Raw genomic sequence first — 17739 nt, 5'->3', positions numbered from 1 at the left:
GAGGATAACGGTCCCGGACGTCACGTGCCGTCAGTCAGCCGACACGAGCCGTGAAAGGAAGGGACCCTTTCTAACGCCTCGTGTATAGCAGGGGACCCCTCCTTACACTCCCGGGCCGGCGGCGGCGGTGCTGGTGGGACGGGTGCGGCGGTGCGCTCCGTCGGGTCGGGACCGGCGAGCTAGAGTCGGCGCTTGACCATGCCCGGTCGGCTCCGACCGCGGCGCCACGGCTTGGGGGTTGATGGGTGGGCGAGGCGCACACGACCGGTCACCACGGCGGCGTACCCGGTGAGCAGTCCGGGAGGGTGGCCGGCGAGACGGACACCACCCTGGTCGTGGTCACCGGCCTCTCCGGTGGTGGGCGCAGCACCGTGGCCCGGGCCCTGGAGAACGTCGGCTTCTACGTGGTGGACAACCTGCCGCAGGCACTGCTGCTGGACATGGCCGAGCTGGCGGTGAAGGCCGGTGGCGCGGCCCGGCGTACGGCGATGGTGCTGGACGTCCGCTCGCGTGCCTTCTCCACCGATCTGGCCGAGGCGATCCGGGAGTTGAAGGAGCGTGGCTACGCCCCCCGGGTGGTCTTCGTCGACGCCGACGACGAGGTGCTGATCCGGCGCTTCGAGAGCGTGCGGCGCTCACACCCGTTGCAGGGTGACGGGCGGCTCGCCGACGGCATCGCCGTCGAGCGGGGCCTGCTGGAGGAGGCCCGCGACCAGGCCGACGTGATCATCGACACCAGCCACCTCAACGTCAACCAGCTCCGCCGCCGCATCGAGGAGCTGTTCGGCGGGGAGGACGCGCGGCGACTGCGGCTGACCGTGATCTCGTTCGGCTTCAAGTACGGCCTGCCGCCGGACGCCGACTTCGTGATGGACGCCCGGTTCCTGCCCAACCCGTACTGGGTGCCGGAGCTGCGTGAGCACACCGGGCGGGAGGAGGCGGTCAGCGCGTACGTGCTGAGCCAGGTGGGCGCCGACGCGTTCGTCGACGGGTACGCGGACCTGGTCGGCGCCACCACCGCCGGTTTCGAGCGGGAGGGCAAGCGGTACCTGACCGTGGCGGTCGGCTGCACCGGCGGCAAGCACCGGAGTGTGGCGATCGCCGAGGAACTGGCGGCCCGGCTGCGTCGTGCCGGGCTGGCCGCCAACGCACAGCATCGGGATCTGGGGCGCGAATGACGGTCCGGGTGGTGGCCTTCGGGGGCGGGCACGGCCTGTCCGTGTCGTTACGGGCGTTACGTCGCTGCGCCCCCGGGCTCGACCTCGACATCACGGCGGTGGTGACCGTCGGCGACGACGGCGGCTCCAGCGGACGGCTGCGTGCCGAGCGGGGCGGGTTGCCCCCCGGTGACCTGCGGCAGGCGCTGGTCGCGCTGGCCGGCGACCATCCGGCCACCCGACGCAGCGCCGGGCTCTTCCAGCACCGGTTCGGCCCGGCGACGCGCGGCCTGCCCGGTAAGGGCGACGGGTTGGGTGGACACGCGGTCGGCAACCTGGTGATCGCCGGGTTGATGGAGCAGCTCGGCGACCCGGTGGCGGCGCTGGAGCACGCCGGGGCGATGCTCGGCGCGGTCGGGCGGGTGCTGCCGATGTCCTGCCAGCCGGTCGACATCGAGGCCCGGGTACGCGCCGCGGACCCCGGCCGCCCGGACGAGGTGTGCACGGTACGCGGCCAGCACCAGGTGGCGATCACCACGGGCCGGGTCGAGTCGGTGCGACTGACCCCGCAGGCGCCGGCGGCGTGCCCGCAGGCGGTCGCCGCGATCGGTGCCGCCGACTGGTTGATCTTCGGGCCGGGCAGCTGGTACACCAGCGTCCTGCCGCACCTGCTGGTGCCGCAGTTGGCCGCGGCGATCCTGGCCAGCCCGGCCCGACGCCTGGTCACGCTCAACCTGGCCGCCGAGAAGGAGACGCTCGGTCTCTCCGTCGCCGATCACCTGGCGGCGCTGCGCTGGTATCTGCCGGAGTTGACGGTCGACGTGGTGCTCGCCGACGCCAAGGCGGTCGGTGCCCCCGAGCCGGTCGACCGTGCGGCAGAATCCCTGGGAGCCCGATTGGTCCTCGCTCCCGTCGCGGTCGATGACGGCACTCCCCGGCATGATCCGGCCGCCCTGGGCGCCGCCCTGGTGCCCGTACTGGGCGCCGATCGTTAGACACGTACGTAATCTCCGGCGACACGCCGGAACGGGTCCGTGAGGGGACGCACAATGGCGATGACGGCTGCGGTCAAGGACGAGCTGAGTCGGGTCGACGTGCCCAAGCCCTGCTGCCGGCGGGCGGAGATGGCCGCGCTGTTGCGGTTCGCCGGTGGGCTGCACATCGTCTCCGGGCGGGTGGTGGTGGAGGCGGAACTCGACACCGGCGCGGTGGCCCGTCGGTTGCGGCGGGAGATCGCCGAGGTCTACGGCTATTCGAGCGAGATCCACGTACTGGCCTCCGGCGGGCTGCGCAAGGGCAGCCACTTCATCGTCCGGGTGGTCAAGGACGGCGAGGCCCTGGCCCGGCAGACCGGCCTGCTGGACGTGCGGGGTCGGCCGGTGCGCGGGTTGCCGCCGCACGTGGTCGCCGCCAACGTCTGCTGCGCGGTGTCCGCGTGGCGGGGTGCCTTCATGGCGCACGGCTCGCTGACCGAGCCGGGCCGCTCCAGCGCCCTGGAGATCACCTGTCCGGGGCCGGAGTCGGCGTTGGCGCTGGTCGGCGCCGCCCGCCGGATCGGCATCACCGCCAAACAGCGGGAGGTACGCGGCGTCGACCGGGTGGTGGTCAAGGACGGTGACGCGATCGCCGCGCTGCTGACCCGGGTCGGTGCCCACTCCAGTGTGCTGGCCTGGGAGGAGCGTCGGGTCCGCCGCGAGGTGCGGGCCACCGCCAACCGGCTGGCCAACTTCGACGACGCCAACCTGCGGCGCTCGGCGCGGGCTGCGGTGGCGGCGGCGGCCCGGGTGACCCGGGCCCTGGAGATCCTCGCCGAGGATGCGCCCGAGCACCTGACGTCGGCCGGTCGGCTGCGGTTGGAGCACCGGCAGGCGTCGCTGGAGGAGTTGGGCGCGTTGGCCGACCCGCCGTTGACCAAGGACGCCATCGCCGGGCGGATCCGCCGGCTGCTGGCGCTGGCCGACAAGCGGGCCCGTGACCTGGGCATCCCGGATACCGAAGCGGCCGTCACGCCCGACATGCTCGTGGTCTGATAGGACGGTGGGTCGTCCCGGCGCGGGCGGGCCGGCGAGGCGCGCCCTCGTCGCCGCGCGTCGTCGAGGCGGTACGGCGTCCGGCGGTGCGGGTGAGGGCAACCACCCGGCGCGGCACGGCTCGCCGCGCTCGGATATGGTCGCTGCGTACGGCAAGGGGGCCGGCACCGGCGCTCCCCGCCGAACCCACCGCCTCGGGGCGGTCAGGTCCCTCGGACCGCGGCGGGGTGGCCGAGATGAACCGTCAACGGCCGGCTCCAACGGTCGGCGCACATCACTTCGCCGGCCGAGGGTCTCCACGCCGGCGAACCAGAACGCGAGGAGATGGGACCTGTGACCATCCGGGTTGGCATCAACGGCTTCGGCCGGATCGGCCGTAACTTCTTCCGGGCAGTGCTGGCGTCCGGCGCTGACGTCGAGGTCGTGGCCGTCAACGACCTGACCGACAACGCGACGCTCGCTCACCTGCTCAAGTACGACAGCATTCTGGGTCGCCTCCCGCACGAGGTCAAGGCCACCGCCGACGAGATCACCGTCGGCGGCAAGACCATCAAGGCGTACGCCGAGCGTGACCCGGCCGCGCTGCCGTGGGGCGACCTGAACGTCGACGTCGTCATCGAGTCGACCGGCTTCTTCACCGACGCCACCAAGGCGAAGGCGCACGTCGACGGTGGGGCCAAGAAGGTCATCATCTCGGCGCCGGCCAAGAACGAAGACGTCACCGTGGTGATGGGTGTCAACCAGGACCAGTACGACCCGGCCAAGCACACCATCATCTCGAACGCCTCCTGCACCACGAACTGCCTCGCGCCGATGGCGAAGGTGCTGCACGACACGTTCGGCATCGAGCAGGGTCTGATGACCACGATCCACGCGTACACCCAGGACCAGAACCTGCAGGACGCGCCCCACTCCGACCTGCGTCGGGCCCGGGCCGCCGCGCTGAACATCGTGCCGACCTCGACCGGCGCCGCGAAGGCGATCGGCCTGGTGCTGCCGGAGCTCAAGGGCAAGCTGGACGGGTACGCGCTGCGGGTGCCGATCCCCACCGGCTCGGCCACCGACCTCACCGTGACCGTCGGTCGGGAGACCACGGTGGACGAGGTCAACGCCGCGCTGAAGGCCGCTGCCGAGGGTCCGCTCAAGGGCATCCTGGTCTACAACGAGGACCCGATCGTGTCGGCCGACATCGTCACCGACCCGGCGTCCTGCATCTTCGACGCGCCGCTGACCAAGGTGATCGGCAACCAGGTCAAGGTCGTCGGCTGGTACGACAACGAGTGGGGCTACTCGAACCGTCTGGTCGACCTGGTCAAGCTGGTCGGCAAGTCGCTGTGAGTGCGACCATCCGCAACCTCGACGACCTGCTCGCCGAGGGGGTGTCGGGTCGGCGCGTGCTGGTGCGCGCCGACCTGAACGTCCCGCTCGACAAGCAGACCGGTGAGATCACCGACGACGGTCGGATCCGGGCGGTGCTGCCGACGCTGGGCGCGCTGGTCTCCGCCGGCGCGAAGGTGGTCGTCTGCTCGCACCTGGGTCGGCCGAAGGGCGCACCGGACCCGCAGTTCAGCCTCACCCCGGTCGCCGGCCGGCTCGGTGAGCTGCTCGGCGCGCCGGTGCACTTCGCCGCCGACACGGTCGGCGAGTCGGCCCAGGCCACCGTGGCGGCGCTCGCCGACGGCGAGGTCGCGCTGCTGGAGAACCTGCGCTTCAACAAGGGTGAGACCAGCAAGGACGACGCCGAGCGCGGTGCCTTCGCCGACCAGCTCGCCGCGTTGGGCGACGCGTACGTCGACGACGCCTTCGGTGCGGTGCACCGCAAGCACGCCAGCGTGTACGACGTACCGGCGCGGCTGCCGCACGTCGCGGGTCGCCTGGTGCTGCGCGAGGTGGAGGTGCTCTCCACGCTCACCGGGTCGCCGGAGCGGCCGTACGTGGTGGTGCTGGGCGGTTCCAAGGTCTCCGACAAGCTCGCCGTGATCGAGGCGCTGCTGCCGACCGTGGACCGGCTGCTCATCGGTGGCGGCATGTGCTTCACGTTCCTCAAGGCGCAGGGTCACGAGGTGGGTACCTCGCTGCTCGAGAAGGACATGGTCGACACCTGCCGCAACCTGCTGGAGCGCGGCGAGGGCAAGATCATGCTCCCGGTCGACGTGGTGGCCGCGGACGCCTTCGCCCCGGACGCCGCGCACGACGTGGTGCCGGCCGACGGCATCCCCAGCCACCGGGTCGGGCTCGACATCGGTCCGGAGACCGTGGCCGGCTTCGCCGCGGCGCTGCGTACCGGTGCCCGGACGATCTTCTGGAACGGCCCGATGGGCGTGTTCGAGATGGCCGCGTTCGCGGGCGGCACCCGGGGGGTCGCCGAGGCGATCGCCGAGTCCGAGGCGTTCAGCGTGGTCGGTGGCGGTGACTCGGCGGCGGCGGTGCGGTCGCTCGGCCTGGACGAGAAGTCCTTCGGCCACATCTCCACCGGCGGCGGCGCCTCCCTGGAGTACCTGGAGGGCAAGACCCTCCCCGGCATCGCGGCCCTGGAGAACTGACTGATGGCAAGTGCTCCCCGCCGGCCGCTGATGGCCGGCAACTGGAAGATGAACCTCAACCACCTTGAGGCGAACCTGCTGGTGCAGAAGCTGGCGGCCAGCCTCAATGAGAAGCAGCTGACCGACGTGGAGACGGTGGTCCTGCCGCCCTTCACCGACCTGCGCACGGTGCAGACCGTGGTGGAGGGCGACAAGCTGCTCATCGGCTACGGCGCGCAGGATCTCTCGGCGCACGCCTCCGGCGCGTACACCGGTGAGATCGCCGGGTCGATGCTGGCGAAGCTGGGCTGCACCTACGTGGCGATCGGGCACTCCGAGCGGCGTGCCTACCACGACGAGGACGACGCGCTGGTCAACGCCAAGGTGCAGGCCGCGCTGGCCAACGGGCTCACCCCGATCCTCTGCGTGGGGGAGGGATTGGACGTCCGCGAGCAGGGCGGGCACGTGGCGCACTGCGCCGACCAGCTCGACGCGGCCCTGAAGGGGCTCACCGCCGAGCAGGTCACCAAGGTCGTCGTCGCGTACGAGCCGGTCTGGGCGATCGGCACCGGCAAGACGGCGACCCCCGAGGATGCCCAGGAGGTGTGCGGCGCGGTGCGGTCCCGGCTCGCCGAGACCTTCGACCAGGCCACCGCGGACCAGGTCAGGGTCCTCTACGGCGGCTCGGTGAAGTCGTCGAACGTGGCCGCGATCATGGCGCAGCCGGACGTGGACGGTGCCCTGGTGGGTGGCGCCAGCCTGGACGCCGAGGAGTTCGCGAAGATCTGCCGGTTCCCGGAGCACATCACCGGCTGATCGCTCGCTATCCTTGACTCCGCCCGTCCGCCGGTCGGTGCCGCCGTGCCCGACCTGTCCGGGCGAGGATCGTAACGAGAGGACTGACCCCCGCCATGCCGATCTGGTTCGCCTACACGTTGATCGTGTTGCTGGTCATCACGAGCGTTCTGCTCGTCCTGCTGATTCTGCTGCACCGGGGCAAGGGCGGTGGGATGTCCAGCATGTTCGGCGGTGGGGTCAGTTCCAGCCTGGCCGGGTCGTCGGTGGCGGAGAAGAACCTCGATCGCTACACCGTCCTGGTGGGCATCGTCTGGTTCGCCTGCATCGTCGGGCTCGGGCTCTGGCTCCGGCTCGAAGTCGGCACGGGGGTCTGAGCCGCCTCTCCAGTCGTACAATCTGCGCGCGGTCCGTCACTCGACGGGCCGCGCGCAGTCCGTTACACCCGCTGCACCGCGTCGCCCGCCGTCCACCCCTCGACGGCGGTCCCCTCCGACGACAGGAGCGAGCGCCGTGTCGAACGGCCATGTCATCCGGGGCGCCCGGGTCGGGTCCGCGCCCCCACGCCATTCCGAACGCCATCAGCCGGTCCCGTGCCGGTCGGTGAGCTACTGGTGCCGTAACGGGCACCGCACCGACATCCGTCTCGTGGCCGAGGTGCAGGCGCCGCCGACCTGGGACTGCCCGCGCTGCGGGTTGCCGGCGGGGACGGACGCCCACGACCCGCCCGGCCGGGTACGCGCCGAGCCCTACAAGAGCCACCTGGCGTACGTGAAGGAGCGGCGTACCGAGGCGGAGGGGGAGGCGATCCTCGCCGAGGCCCTCGCGGCGCTGCGTCGCCGACGCGGCGCCCGCTGAATCCCGCTGCCTGCCGCAGGCATGGGGCTCGCGCTGAAAGTGTGAGGAAGGGTCCCCTGCTATGCACGAGGCGTTAGCAGGGGACCCTTCCTTGCACGCGTCAGCGCAGGCTGCGGAAGCGCGCGGGGAGATCGGCGGCGGCGGCGCGGTCCAGCAGCCAGAGGGTGCGGCTGGTGCCCTGGACACCGGCCGCCGGCACCTGCACCGGCCCGGCACCGGCCAGCGCCATGCCGACCGCCTGGGCCTTGTCGGAGCCACCGGCCACCAGCCACACCTCTTCGGCGGTGTTGATGGTCGGCAGGGTCAGGGTGGTCCGCACCGGCGGCGGCTTGGGGCTGCCCCGCACCGCGCTGACCGGACGGCTCTCGTAGTGCACCGGGTGCTCGGGGAAGACCGAGGCGACGTGCCCGTCCTCGCCCACGCCGAGCATCAGCACGTCGAAGTGGGGCAGGGCGGCGGTGCCGGGCCGGGCAGCCCGGGCCAGCTCGGCCGCGTAGCGGGCGGCGGCCTCCTCCGGGTCGGCGCCCGCGTCCGACGACGGCATCGGGTGGATCCGGTCCGGGTCGAGAGGCAGCGCGTCGAGGAGGGCCGCGCGGGCCTGCGTCTCGTTGCGGTCCGGGTCGCCGGCCGGCAGGAACCGTTCGTCGCCCCACCAGAAGTCCACCCGGGACCAGTCCACCGCGTCCTTGGCCGGCAGGGCGCCGACCGCCCGGTAGACCGCCGCCGCGATCCGCCCGCCGGTGAGCACCACCGCCGCCTGGCCCCGTTCGGCCTGCGCGTCGAGCAGCTTCACCACCAACCGTGCCGCGACGGCCTGCGCCAGCAGATCCGCGTCGGCGTGTACGGCGACACTCGCCTCAGTCATGCTGTCCTTCCGCGACCGCACCGGCGGTCGGTGTCGTGGTGGGGTATCCGGGCCGGACGGTCAGGAATCGGTGCTGGTGGAGCTGTGCGCGGTGACGCCCGCCTCGGCCCGCCGTGCGGTGCTCGGGTCCTTCCAGACGTGCACGCGTTGACCGGAGCGCCGGTCCAGGTTGGTCAGCCCGGCGAAGGCGCCGAGCGCCTCGGCGTACACCTGGTCGGAGCCGAGCCGGCGCAACTCCTCGGCCAGTTCGTCGCCGAGCGGCCGACGCACCAGCGGCAGCACCCGGTCCTCCTGGCCGGTCCGCCGGAAGACGGCCATGCTGTCGTCCCGGGTCAGCGTCAGCTCGTCGCCGTTGGCGCAGCGCAGCTGCACCTCGCGCATTCGGGGGAACTCCTTGGTCCGCTCCCAGCGCGGCTTGATGCCGAGTCGGCTGCGGAGCCAGCCCCGCATCAGCGCGGCCGTCGGGTCGGTCGGCGGTGCGACCACCGCCGCCTCGGTGAGCTGCGCCTCGGTGGTGTCGAAGGCACCGGCGACCAGGGTGCGCCACGGGGTGATCCGGGTCCAGGCGAGGTCGGTGTCGCCGGGGGCGTAGTCGCGCGCCCGCAGCCGCAGCGCCTCGATCGGGTCGGCGGCCTGGGCGGAGTCGGTGATCCGCCGGTCGGCGACCACACCGAGGAAGTCGGTGGCGATCTCGTCCGGCGGCTCGCCGTGCCACCAGGTGACCACCGGTACGTCCGGCACCAGCAGCGGCATCACGACGGACTCGGCGTGCAGCGCGAGGCGGCCGTACATCCGCATCACCACGGCCTCGCACGGGCCCAACCGGCCACCGACGACGATCTCCGCGTCGAGGCGGTTGCGGTCCCGGTCGACGTCGGAGCGGACCACCACGAGCAGCCGGCACGGGTGCGCGGCGGCGGCGATGGTGGCCGCCGCCTCGGCCTCGCGGACCCGCTTCTCGTCCACCACCACGATCAGGGTCAGGGCCATGCCGCTGGCCACGCCACCGGCACTGCGTCGTTCGGCGGCGAGCGCCTTCACCACCTCGTTGCCGGTGGTGTCCCACAATCCGATCAACGGAGCCTCCAGGTTCGCTCGCGGTGCCCGGTCACGCCCGCCGCCAGGCGCGGCCTTCGCGGGCCAGCATCTCGTCGGAGGCCCGGGGACCCCACTCACCGGACCGGTACGGCTCGGGCTTGCTGCCCTCCCAGGCGGCCACCAGCGGGTCCACCACGGCCCAGCTCTGTTCCACCTCGGCGGCGTCCGGGAAGAGCGTGCGGTCGCCGATCAGCACGTCCAGGACCAGACGCTCGTACGCCTCCGGGCTGGACTCGGTGAACGCCTCGCCGTACTGGAAGTCCATCGCGATGTCGCGGACCTCCATGGTGGTCCCCGGCACCTTGGAGCCGAACTTGAGCACCACGCCCTCGTCCGGTTGGACCCGGATGACGAGCTGGTTGTTGCCGAGCATCTCCATGTCGGCCGCGGTGAACGGCAGGTGCGGGGCCCGCTTGAACATCACCGCGACCTCGGTGACCCGTCGGGGCAGCCGCTTGCCGGCCCGGATGTAGAACGGCACCTCGGCCCAGCGGCGGTTCTGGATGCCCAGCCGCACCGCGACGTACGTCTCGGTGGTCGACGTCTGCGGGACGCCGTCCTCCTCCAGGTATCCCTTGGCCCGCTGGCCGCCGACCCAGCCGGGCAGGTACTGCCCGCGTACGGTGCCGTCGGCGACGTCGTGCGGCAGGGTGATCGCCTTGAGCACCTTGAGCTTCTCGGCCCGGATCTCGTCGGCGTCGAAGCTGGTCGGCTCCTCCATCGCGACCAGGGCGAGCAGTTGCAGCAGGTGGTTCTGCAGCACGTCGCGGGCGGTGCCGACGGAGTCGTAGAAGCCGGCCCGGGAGCCGATGCCGACGTCCTCGGCCATGGTGATCTGCACCGAGTCGACGTACTGCGAGTTCCACAGTGGCTCGAAGAGGCTGTTCGCGAACCGCAGCGCGAGGATGTTCTGGACCGTCTCCTTGCCCAGGTAGTGGTCGATGCGGAAGACGTCCTTGCGGGTGAACACGTCGTCGACCAGGTCGTTGAGCGCCTTGGCCGAGGGCAGGTCGTGCCCGAACGGCTTCTCCACCACGACCCGCCGCCAGCCGCCGCACTTCTCGTTGTCGGCCATGCCGGTGCGGGCGAGTTGCTTGAGCACCACCGGGAAGGCCGCCGGGGGGATGGAGAAGTAGAACGCCGCGTTGCCGTGGATGCCGTGGCTGTCGCGCAGCCCCTCCAGGCAGGAGGCGAGGTTGTCGAACGCGGTGTCGTCGTCGAACGAGCCGCCGACGAACTTGATGTTGTGCTCCAGCCGGGACCAGACCTCCTCCCGCCACGGGGTGCGGGAGTGTGCCTTGGCCGCCTCGCGGGCCAGCGAGGCGAAGTCGCCGTCGCGCCAGTCCCGCCGGGCGAAGCCGACGACCACGAAACCGGGCGGCAGCAGCCCCCGGTTGGCGAGGTCGTAGACCGCGGGCAGCAGCTTCTTCTGGGCCAGGTCACCGGTGACTCCGAAGATCACCAGAGCGCAGGGCTCCGGGATCCGCGGCAGCCGCCGGTCCTGCGGGTCGCGCAGCGGGTTCACGCCGCCTCCTCGCTCCGCTCGTCCACGTCGTCCATCGTCATGCCCGCAGCGACCCGACCGCGTCGATCAACCGGGTCAGGCCCGCCGACCGCTCGGTCAGGTGCAGGTGCAGTAGCGGGCGTCCACGACCGGCCAGGGCGCGCCGGTCGCCGGCGGCCTGCGCCGCCTGTCGTTCCCCGAAGGTGTACGGCTTGCCGGGTACCGGCAGATCAACTGTGACCGTACCGGTTATCTGAAGAAAGCTACCCGCCTGCGGGCCGCCCTTGTGGTATTGCCCGGTGGACTGCAGGTAACGGGGTCCCCAACCGAAGGTCACCGGTCGTCGGGTCAGTGCGGCCAGCAGCGGGCGCAGCCGTGCGGCGGCGGCCTCGGCGTGCGGGTCGAGGAAGGCGGTGACCGCCAGGTAGCCGTGGTCGCCGAGACCGGCGAGCAGGTGGCGCAGGGCGTCGGACAGGTCGTCCGGGGTGCCGGTCGGGGCGTACACCTGGATCGCGTCGGTGGTGGACGACGGCGTCGGCGTCGGGTCGGCCAGGGCCGCCTCGGTGTGCCGGGCGGACTCGGCGGCGTCGGGCCGGTCGGCCGGGTCGACACCGAGCACGGTGGCGGCGACGGCAGCGGCGTACTCCCAGGCCAGGAAGTGCGCGCCGAGGGGGCCGTTGACCGCCACGTCGGAGGTCGGCACCGCCGGAGCGGCGAGCGCGCCGCCGTAGCTGACGGTGAGTACGCCCGGCCCGGTCAGGCCGGGTTCGTCCGGGGACCCGACCGCCACCGGCAGGATGCCCTGGCCGTCCTTGCCGGTGGCACCGGCGAGCAGGTGCTCCACCCAGTCGCCCAGTCCCTCGACGCCGGTGCCGTCGGCGACCAGCGCGACCGTGTCCCGCCCCGTCGTCGCGGCGGCGGCCAGCGCGGCACCGAGCGTCAGGGCGGGGTTGTCCTGTGGGCGCGACAGCGAGGCCGCGAACGTGTCGGCCTGGTCGAGCAGGTCGGCCACCGGGACGCCGGCCAGCGCGCAGGGCACCAACCCGTACGCGCTCAGCGCCGAGGAGCCTCCGCTCACCGGCGGGTCGGCGGGCACGGTGATCGCCTCCCACTCGGCGGCGGCTGCCGCCAGCGGTGAACCCGGCTCGGTGACCACCACGACGTGTCGACCCGCCTCGGCCTCGCTCAGCCCCGCGTCGAGGAACGCCTGCCGGTAGGCGCGTCGGAGATCGTCCACCTCCGGCGTCGCCTCGGCGGCGCCGGTCAGGACCACGACGGTGCGGGCGAGCCGGTCGTCCAGGGCGGCCCGGATCCGGCCGGGGTCGGTGGTGTCGAGCACGGTCAGCGGGTGACCGGTGGTGCGGGCGACGGCCTGCGCCGCGAGCGCGGTGCCGTCCATGCCGAGCAGCACCACGTGGTCGAGGTCGGCCAGTTCCGCCGCCAGTTCGGCGAGGCGGGGGAGTAGATCGGCCCCGCCGTCGCCCCGGCCGGCCGCCGCCCGGGGATCCCACAGGGGTGGGTCCTGGGCGGCCAGCCGGCCCGGGACGTCGGCGTCGACCAGAGCCTGCCGGGTCGAGGCCGGGGTGCTGCCGTCCACGGCCCGTGCGCCGTGCACGGTGAGACCTCCCGCCGACTCGGCGGGTGCGGCCAGCAGGTCACCCACGCCGCCACCCGGACGGGGCGGCGGCGCGGGGGACTTCTGGTCGCAGGGTCACGCATTGCCTCCGGCGCGCACGGCGGCGTCGGCGTTGTCGCTGGCGGCGTCGCTCGGGTGGCCGCTGCCCCGCCCGGCGGCGTCGAGCGACTTGCGGACACCGTCGAGCAGTTCGTTCCAGCTCGTCTCGAACTTCTCGACGCCCTCGCGCTCCAGCGTGTCGATCACGTCGGCCAGGTCCACACCGACCTCACCGAGGTCGGCGAAGACCTGCCGGGCGTCGTCGTACGCGCCGGTGACCGTGTCCGGCCGGGTCTCCCCGTGCTCGGCGTACGCGTGGACGACCGACTCCGGCATGGTGTTGACCGTGCCCGGCGCGATCAGTTCCTCGACGTAGATGACGTCCCGGTAGTCCGGGTTCTTCGTCGAGGTGGAAGCCCACAGCGGACGCTGCGGGTGCGCCCCGGCGGCGGCCAGCGCCTGCCACCGGTCACCGGAGAAGACCTCGGCGTACCGCTCGTAGGCCAGTCGGGCGTTGGCCACGGCCGCCTTGCCGCGCAGGGCCTTGGCCTGCTCCGAGCCGATCTTCTCCAGCCGCTTGTCCACCTCGCTGTCGACCCGGGAGACGAAGAACGAGGCCACCGACGTGATCGTGGACAGGTCGTGCCCGTTCGCCTTCGCCTGCTCCAGACCGGCGAGGAACGCCTCCATCACCTGCGAGTAGCGGTCCAACCCGAAGATCAGCGTCACGTTCACGCTGATCCCCTCGGCGAGCGCGGCGGTGATCGCCGGCAGGCCGGCCTCGGTCGCCGGGATCTTGATGAAGAGGTTGGGCCGGTCGACCAGCCACCACAGCGCCTTGGCCTCGGCGACCGTCTTCGCGCTCTCGTGGGCCAGGCGCGGGTCCACCTCGATGGAGACCCGGCCGTCGACGCCACCGCTGGCGTCGTACGACGGGCGCATCACGTCGCAGGCCCACCGCACGTCGTACGTGGTGAGCATGCGGACGGCCTCTTCCACCTCGACGCCCCGGGTGGCCAGGTCACGAAGCTGCCAGTCGTACTCGTCGGCGTCGCTCAACGCCTTCGCGAAGATCGTCGGGTTGGTGGTCACCCCGACGACGTGCTTCTCCCGGCGGAGCTGGTCGAGCCCGCCGGAGCTCAGTCGTACCCGGGAAAGGTCGTCGAGCCACACCGCCACCTGCGCGGCGGAGAGCTCACCCAGCCTGTCGGTCGTCATTCACGCGCCTCCCTCAGTTGCCGGTCGTGAAACCGGTGATGTCACCGACCCGGGTCAGCGCCGCGTGCGCGGCGGCGACGATCCGGTCGGGGGTGAAGCCGAACTGTTCGAAGAGCACGGAGTGCGGGGCGCTCGCGCCGTAGTGCTCCAGGCTGACGCTCTCGCCGCAGTCACCGACGATGGCCCGCCAGGACATCGCGATGCCCGCCTCCACGCTCACCCGGGCCTTTACCCCGCGCGGCAGCACCGACTCCCGGTACGCCTCGTCCTGCGCGAAGAACCACTCCTGGCAGGGCATCGAGACGACCCGGGTGGGGGTGCCGTCGGCCTCCAGCCGCTCCCGCGCGGTCAGGCAGAGCTGCACCTCGGAACCGGTACCGACGATGATCACCTGAGGCTTGCCGTTGGACGCCTCGGCCAGCACGTAGCCGCCCTTGGCGGTCCCCTCGGCCCCGGCGACCTGCGTCCGGTCCAGCGTGGGCAGCGCCTGCCGGCTCAGTGCCAGCGCGGTGGGCCGGTCGGTGTGCTCCAGGGCCTGCCGCCAGGCCCACGCCGTCTCGTTGGCGTCGGCCGGCCGGACCACGTCCAGGCCGGGGATGGCCCGCAGCGCGGTCAGGTGCTCCACCGGCTGGTGGGTCGGTCCGTCCTCGCCGAGACCGATCGAGTCGTGCGTCCAGACGTAGACCACCGGCAGCTTCATCAGCGCGGCCAGCCGCACGGCGGGACGCATGTAGTCGCTGAAGACCAGGAACGTGCCGCCGTACGGGCGGGTGCCGCCGTGCAGGGCGATGCCGTTGAGGATGGCGCCCATGGCGTGCTCGCGGATGCCGAAGTGCAGCGTCCGGCCGTACTCGTGACCGGGGAACTCCTTGGTCGCGAACTGGCTGGGCACGAAGGAGGGCTCGCCCTTCATCGTGGTGTTGTTGCTCTCCGCCAGGTCGGCGGAGCCGCCCCAGAGCTCGGGCAGCACCGGCGCGAGCGCGGCGAGGACCTTGCCGGAGGCGGCCCGGGTGGCGATGCCCTTGGCGTCGGCGGGAAACTCCGGCAGCGCCTCGGTCCAGCCGTCGGGCAGGATCCGCCCGGCCAGCCGGTCGTAGAGGGCGCGGCGCTCGGGGTTGGCCTCGGACCAGGTGCCGAAGGCGGTGGTCCATTCCTGCTGGGCGGCGTCGCCGCGGGCGAGCGTCTTACGGGTGTGGGCGAGCAGTTCCTCGGTGACCTCGAACGATCCGGCCGGGTCGAAGCCGAGGATCTCCTTGGTGGCGGCCACCTCGTCGGCGCCCAACGCCGAGCCGTGGATCTTGCCGGTGTTCTGCTTGTTCGGCGCGGGCCAACCGATGATGGTGCGCAGCCGCACGAACGACGGGCGGCCGGTCTCGGCCTTGGCAGCCAGCAGCGCCTGGTACAGCTCCTCGACGTTCTCGTGGTAGTCGCCCTGGTCGGCGTCGCCGGTGCGCCAGTCGACCGTCTGCACGTGCCAGCCGTACGCCTCGTAGCGGGCCGCGACGTCCTCGCTCAGCGCGATCCGGGTGTCGTCCTCGATCGAGATCTCGTTGTCGTCGTAGATCACGCAGAGGTTGCCCAGCTGCTGGTGCCCCGCGAGCGCGCTGGCCTCGTGGGTGATGCCCTCCTCGATGTCACCGTCGGAGGCGATGCACCAGATGTGGTGGTCGAAGGCGGACTCGCCCGCCTCGGCCTCCGGGTCGAACAGGCCGCGCTCCCGGCGCGCCGCCATCGCCATGCCGACGGCGTTGCCCAGGCCCTGCCCGAGCGGGCCGGTGGTGGTCTCCACACCCGGGGTGTGCCCGTGCTCGGGGTGACCCGGAGTGAGCGAGCCCCACTGCCGCAGCGACTTGAGGTCCTCCAGGCTCAGCGGGTAGCCGGCGAGGAAGAGCTGGATGTAGAGCGTCAGGCTGGAGTGACCGGCGGAGAGCACGAAGCGGTCCCGGCCGGGCCAGTTCGGGTCGGCGGGATTGTGTCGCATCACCCGGTTGAACAGCAGGTACGCCGCGGGGGCGAGACTCATCGCGGTGCCCGGGTGGCCGTTGCCGGATTTCTCCACGGCGTCCATGGCCAGGACGCGGACGGTGTCCACGGCACGGCGGTCGAGGTCGGACCAGTCAAGTGCGGGGTGCGCAGGTCGGTTGGCAGCCACGGTGGTTTGTGCTCCTCGGCGAGATGGGCGGAACCCTCACAGGTGACCCTATCGAGCGCGGCTAAACGTGCGCCCGAGGATCTCAGCATGCTGGTCTGTACGTTTCCGTTCCGCCCGGCGGTTCAGTCGCGGGTGTGACGGCCCGCACCGTTACCGGGTCGCCCGGGCAGCCAAAACGACAACGCGTAGTGTGTGGGTCGGTGTGTGGACCCGAGACGGGTCCCCGCCGTCGTGACCTCCCCTGCCGAAGCCGGAAGGTGGCAATCCGTGAGCATGATCACCGAGCGCCCCGTCAGCAACCCTGCCGGGCAGACGCCGGTGCGCGTCACGGAGGAGGTGCCGGTCCGTTCGCGTGACCTGCGGACGGTGGTGGCGGCGTACGTGACGCTGACCAAGCCGCGGATCGTGGAGCTGCTGCTGGTCACCACGGTGCCGGCGATGATGCTCGCGCACGGCGGCATGCCGTCGCTGTGGCTGGTCGCGGTGGTGCTGGTCGGCGGGTCGCTCGCCGCGGGTGCGGCCAGCGTCCTGAACTGCTACATCGACCGGGACATCGACCAGGTGATGCGGCGCACCAAGCGTCGCCCGCTGCCGGCGCACACGGTGACGCCGCGTAACGCGCTGGTCTTCGGTCTGGTGCTGGCGGTGGTCTCGGTCGCGCTGATGGCGGCCTTCACCAACCTGCTCGCCGCCGGGCTGACGCTGGCGGCCATCGTCTACTACGACGTGGTCTACACGCTCTGGCTCAAGCGGACCACCACGGCGAACACCTTCTGGGGCGGCGCGTGCGGGGCGGCTCCGGTGCTGATCGGTTGGGCGGCGGTCACCGGGTCGCTGTCGCCGATCGCCTGGGCGTTGTTCGCGGTGGTCTTCTTCTGGCAGATGCCGCACTTCTATCCGCTGGCCATGAAGTACAAGGACGACTACGCCCGGGCGGGTATCCCGATGCTGCCGGTGGTGGCGTCGGTGCGGCGGGTCAACACCGAGATCGTGTTGTTCGCCTGGCTCACGGTGCTCACCTCGCTGGCCGTCTGGGCGCTGGGCCTGAGCCCGATCTACGGCGTGCCGACGCTGGTGGTGGGCGCGATCTTCCTGGTCGAGTCGCACAAGCTGGCCGGTCGGGCCAGCCGGGGCGAGCCGGTCAAGCCGATGCGGCTGTTCCACTGGTCCACCACGTACCTGACGATCGTCTTCGCCGCCGCCGCGCTCGACGCCCTGATCTGATGCAAGGAAGGGACCCTTCCTAACGCCTCGCGTATAGGAAGGGTCCCTTCCTAACAATCGGGCAAGGGCGAGCGAATGCGATTTGTCTGCTTTGTCGGACTATTGACAGCGACTTCGGTATCAATCTCGTCCGCCCGCGAGCGAGGGCATTGATGGCGATCTGCGGCGTCGATTAGGGCGTTTTGGCCGGATAAATTAGGTCAAAACTCCTGGGTGCTGTCGTAAACCAGCAGGTAATCGGTATCACAAAAGCCCGCCGGTTCTCGCACTTTCGCTTGCCTCTCTGCTTAGGCTTCGCGTTATGGCAGATGGTTCCGATACGACGCTGACGGCTGATCAGACCGCCTCCGGCACGGCCCCGAGCGGGCTGGTCGCGGGTATCAAGTCGTTCGCCGCCGGACACGGCGGGGCGAAGGCGGTCATCGAGTACGTCGGCAAGCGTGGGGCGCGGATCGTCCTGGTGGGTTCGGACGGTGCGTGGGGCGACCAGTTCGCGGAGGACACCGGCGTCGCCCGGGATGCCTGCGCGGCGGCCGGCGTCGACGTGGAGAATGCCTGGGAGCGGGAGCTGATGGACCAGATGCGGCCCAGCAACGACCTCTGGCGTTCGATGGCCCGCCGCACCATGGCCCGCTAGATCA

Annotated in this window: 16 protein-coding genes; 10 read left to right on the top strand and 6 right to left on the bottom strand. The window is 71.7% G+C overall.

The window, feature by feature from the left end; all coding sequences use genetic code 11:
* The first annotated feature begins 305 nt into the window (after nucleotides 1-305).
* From rapZ to HUT12_RS22715, 8 genes are all read left to right on the top strand, one after another.
* The gene (gene rapZ, locus HUT12_RS22750; RefSeq protein WP_131052187.1) at nucleotides 306-1178 is read left to right on the top strand and encodes an RNase adapter RapZ; all 873 of its coding nucleotides are present in this window, start codon (nucleotides 306-308) and stop codon (nucleotides 1176-1178) included.
* Nucleotides 1175-2152, top strand: coding sequence for a uridine diphosphate-N-acetylglucosamine-binding protein YvcK (gene yvcK / locus HUT12_RS22745; protein WP_131052179.1), 978 nt, complete (start codon nucleotides 1175-1177; stop codon nucleotides 2150-2152). The genes rapZ and yvcK overlap by 4 nt, the downstream gene beginning before the upstream one ends.
* Before the next feature lie 54 nt (nucleotides 2153-2206).
* Nucleotides 2207-3187 carry a DNA-binding protein WhiA gene (gene whiA / locus HUT12_RS22740; protein ID WP_131052178.1) on the top strand — a complete coding sequence of 327 codons (981 nt, stop codon included), beginning with the start codon at nucleotides 2207-2209 and terminating at the stop codon, nucleotides 3185-3187.
* Nucleotides 3188-3520: 333 nt separating this feature from the next.
* A complete protein-coding gene (gene gap, locus HUT12_RS22735) occupies nucleotides 3521-4525 on the top strand; it encodes a type I glyceraldehyde-3-phosphate dehydrogenase (RefSeq protein ID WP_131052177.1) in 1005 nt (334 codons plus the stop codon).
* Entirely contained in the window at nucleotides 4522-5730 is a 1209-nt protein-coding gene (gene pgk, locus HUT12_RS22730; protein ID WP_217706037.1) for a phosphoglycerate kinase, read from the top strand. The genes gap and pgk overlap by 4 nt, the downstream gene beginning before the upstream one ends.
* Nucleotides 5731-5733: 3 nt before the next feature.
* Complete coding sequence (tpiA, locus tag HUT12_RS22725) at nucleotides 5734-6525, top strand: triose-phosphate isomerase (RefSeq protein ID WP_176094637.1); 792 nt, start codon at nucleotides 5734-5736, stop codon at nucleotides 6523-6525.
* A gap of 95 nt (nucleotides 6526-6620) precedes the next feature.
* The gene (secG, locus tag HUT12_RS22720; RefSeq protein ID WP_131052175.1) at nucleotides 6621-6881 is read left to right on the top strand and encodes a preprotein translocase subunit SecG; all 261 of its coding nucleotides are present in this window, start codon (nucleotides 6621-6623) and stop codon (nucleotides 6879-6881) included.
* Nucleotides 6882-7017: 136 nt separating this feature from the next.
* The gene (locus HUT12_RS22715) at nucleotides 7018-7362 is read left to right on the top strand and encodes an RNA polymerase-binding protein RbpA (RefSeq protein WP_131052174.1); all 345 of its coding nucleotides are present in this window, start codon (nucleotides 7018-7020) and stop codon (nucleotides 7360-7362) included.
* 100 nt (nucleotides 7363-7462) lie between these two features.
* On the opposite strand, the gene pgl is transcribed toward HUT12_RS22715, so the two are convergent.
* Genes pgl through tkt form a run of 6 tightly spaced genes read right to left on the bottom strand, consistent with a single transcriptional unit; the run spans nucleotide 7463 to nucleotide 15874 of the window.
* Nucleotides 7463-8227 carry a 6-phosphogluconolactonase gene (pgl, locus tag HUT12_RS22710; protein ID WP_131052173.1) on the bottom strand — a complete coding sequence of 255 codons (765 nt, stop codon included), beginning with the start codon at nucleotides 8225-8227 and terminating at the stop codon, nucleotides 7463-7465.
* Between the two features lie 60 nt (nucleotides 8228-8287).
* A complete protein-coding gene (locus tag HUT12_RS22705; RefSeq protein WP_131052172.1) occupies nucleotides 8288-9304 on the bottom strand; it encodes a glucose-6-phosphate dehydrogenase assembly protein OpcA in 1017 nt (338 codons plus the stop codon).
* A 31-nt stretch (nucleotides 9305-9335) separates the two neighbouring features.
* Nucleotides 9336-10850 (bottom strand): glucose-6-phosphate dehydrogenase, encoded by a 1515-nt coding sequence (gene zwf, locus HUT12_RS22700; protein WP_131052171.1) that lies wholly within the window; start codon nucleotides 10848-10850, stop codon nucleotides 9336-9338.
* A gap of 37 nt (nucleotides 10851-10887) precedes the next feature.
* Nucleotides 10888-12492, bottom strand: a complete 1605-nt coding sequence (locus HUT12_RS22695; protein ID WP_176094636.1) for a glucose-6-phosphate isomerase — start codon at nucleotides 12490-12492, stop codon at nucleotides 10888-10890.
* Nucleotides 12493-12540: 48 nt separating this feature from the next.
* A complete protein-coding gene (tal, locus tag HUT12_RS22690) occupies nucleotides 12541-13722 on the bottom strand; it encodes a transaldolase (RefSeq protein WP_131054973.1) in 1182 nt (393 codons plus the stop codon).
* Between the two features lie 13 nt (nucleotides 13723-13735).
* Nucleotides 13736-15874, bottom strand: coding sequence for a transketolase (gene tkt, locus HUT12_RS22685; protein ID WP_131054972.1), 2139 nt, complete (start codon nucleotides 15872-15874; stop codon nucleotides 13736-13738).
* Between the two features lie 267 nt (nucleotides 15875-16141).
* Here tkt and HUT12_RS22680 point away from each other — a divergent pair, with 267 nt between their 5' ends.
* Both HUT12_RS22680 and HUT12_RS22675 read left to right on the top strand, forming a co-directional pair.
* Complete coding sequence (locus HUT12_RS22680) at nucleotides 16142-17098, top strand: heme o synthase (RefSeq protein ID WP_131054971.1); 957 nt, start codon at nucleotides 16142-16144, stop codon at nucleotides 17096-17098.
* Between the two features lie 301 nt (nucleotides 17099-17399).
* On the top strand, nucleotides 17400-17735 hold the full coding sequence (locus tag HUT12_RS22675; protein ID WP_131054970.1) for a hypothetical protein: 336 nt from the start codon (nucleotides 17400-17402) through the stop codon (nucleotides 17733-17735).
* The last annotated feature ends 4 nt before the right edge of the window (nucleotides 17736-17739 follow it).

The organism is Verrucosispora sp. NA02020 (assembly GCF_013364215.1).
In the GTDB taxonomy this organism is placed as follows: Bacteria; Actinomycetota; Actinomycetes; order Mycobacteriales; family Micromonosporaceae; genus Micromonospora.
This window is presented reverse-complemented; position numbering and strand designations above follow the sequence as displayed.

What these genes read in the sequence shown, in the direction of transcription:
- tpiA (WP_176094637.1), top strand. Translation starts at nt 5,734, where the DNA reads ATGGCAAGTGCTCCCCGCCGGCCGCTGATGGCCGGCAACTGGAAGATG.
- secG (WP_131052175.1), top strand. Translation starts at nt 6,621, where the DNA reads ATGCCGATCTGGTTCGCCTACACGTTGATCGTGTTGCTGGTCATCACG.
- tal (WP_131054973.1), bottom strand. Translation starts at nt 13,722, where the DNA reads ATGACGACCGACAGGCTGGGTGAGCTCTCCGCCGCGCAGGTGGCGGTG.
- yvcK (WP_131052179.1), top strand. Translation starts at nt 1,175, where the DNA reads ATGACGGTCCGGGTGGTGGCCTTCGGGGGCGGGCACGGCCTGTCCGTG.
- whiA (WP_131052178.1), top strand. Translation starts at nt 2,207, where the DNA reads ATGGCGATGACGGCTGCGGTCAAGGACGAGCTGAGTCGGGTCGACGTG.
- pgl (WP_131052173.1), bottom strand. Translation starts at nt 8,227, where the DNA reads ATGACTGAGGCGAGTGTCGCCGTACACGCCGACGCGGATCTGCTGGCG.
- HUT12_RS22675 (WP_131054970.1), top strand. Translation starts at nt 17,400, where the DNA reads ATGGCAGATGGTTCCGATACGACGCTGACGGCTGATCAGACCGCCTCC.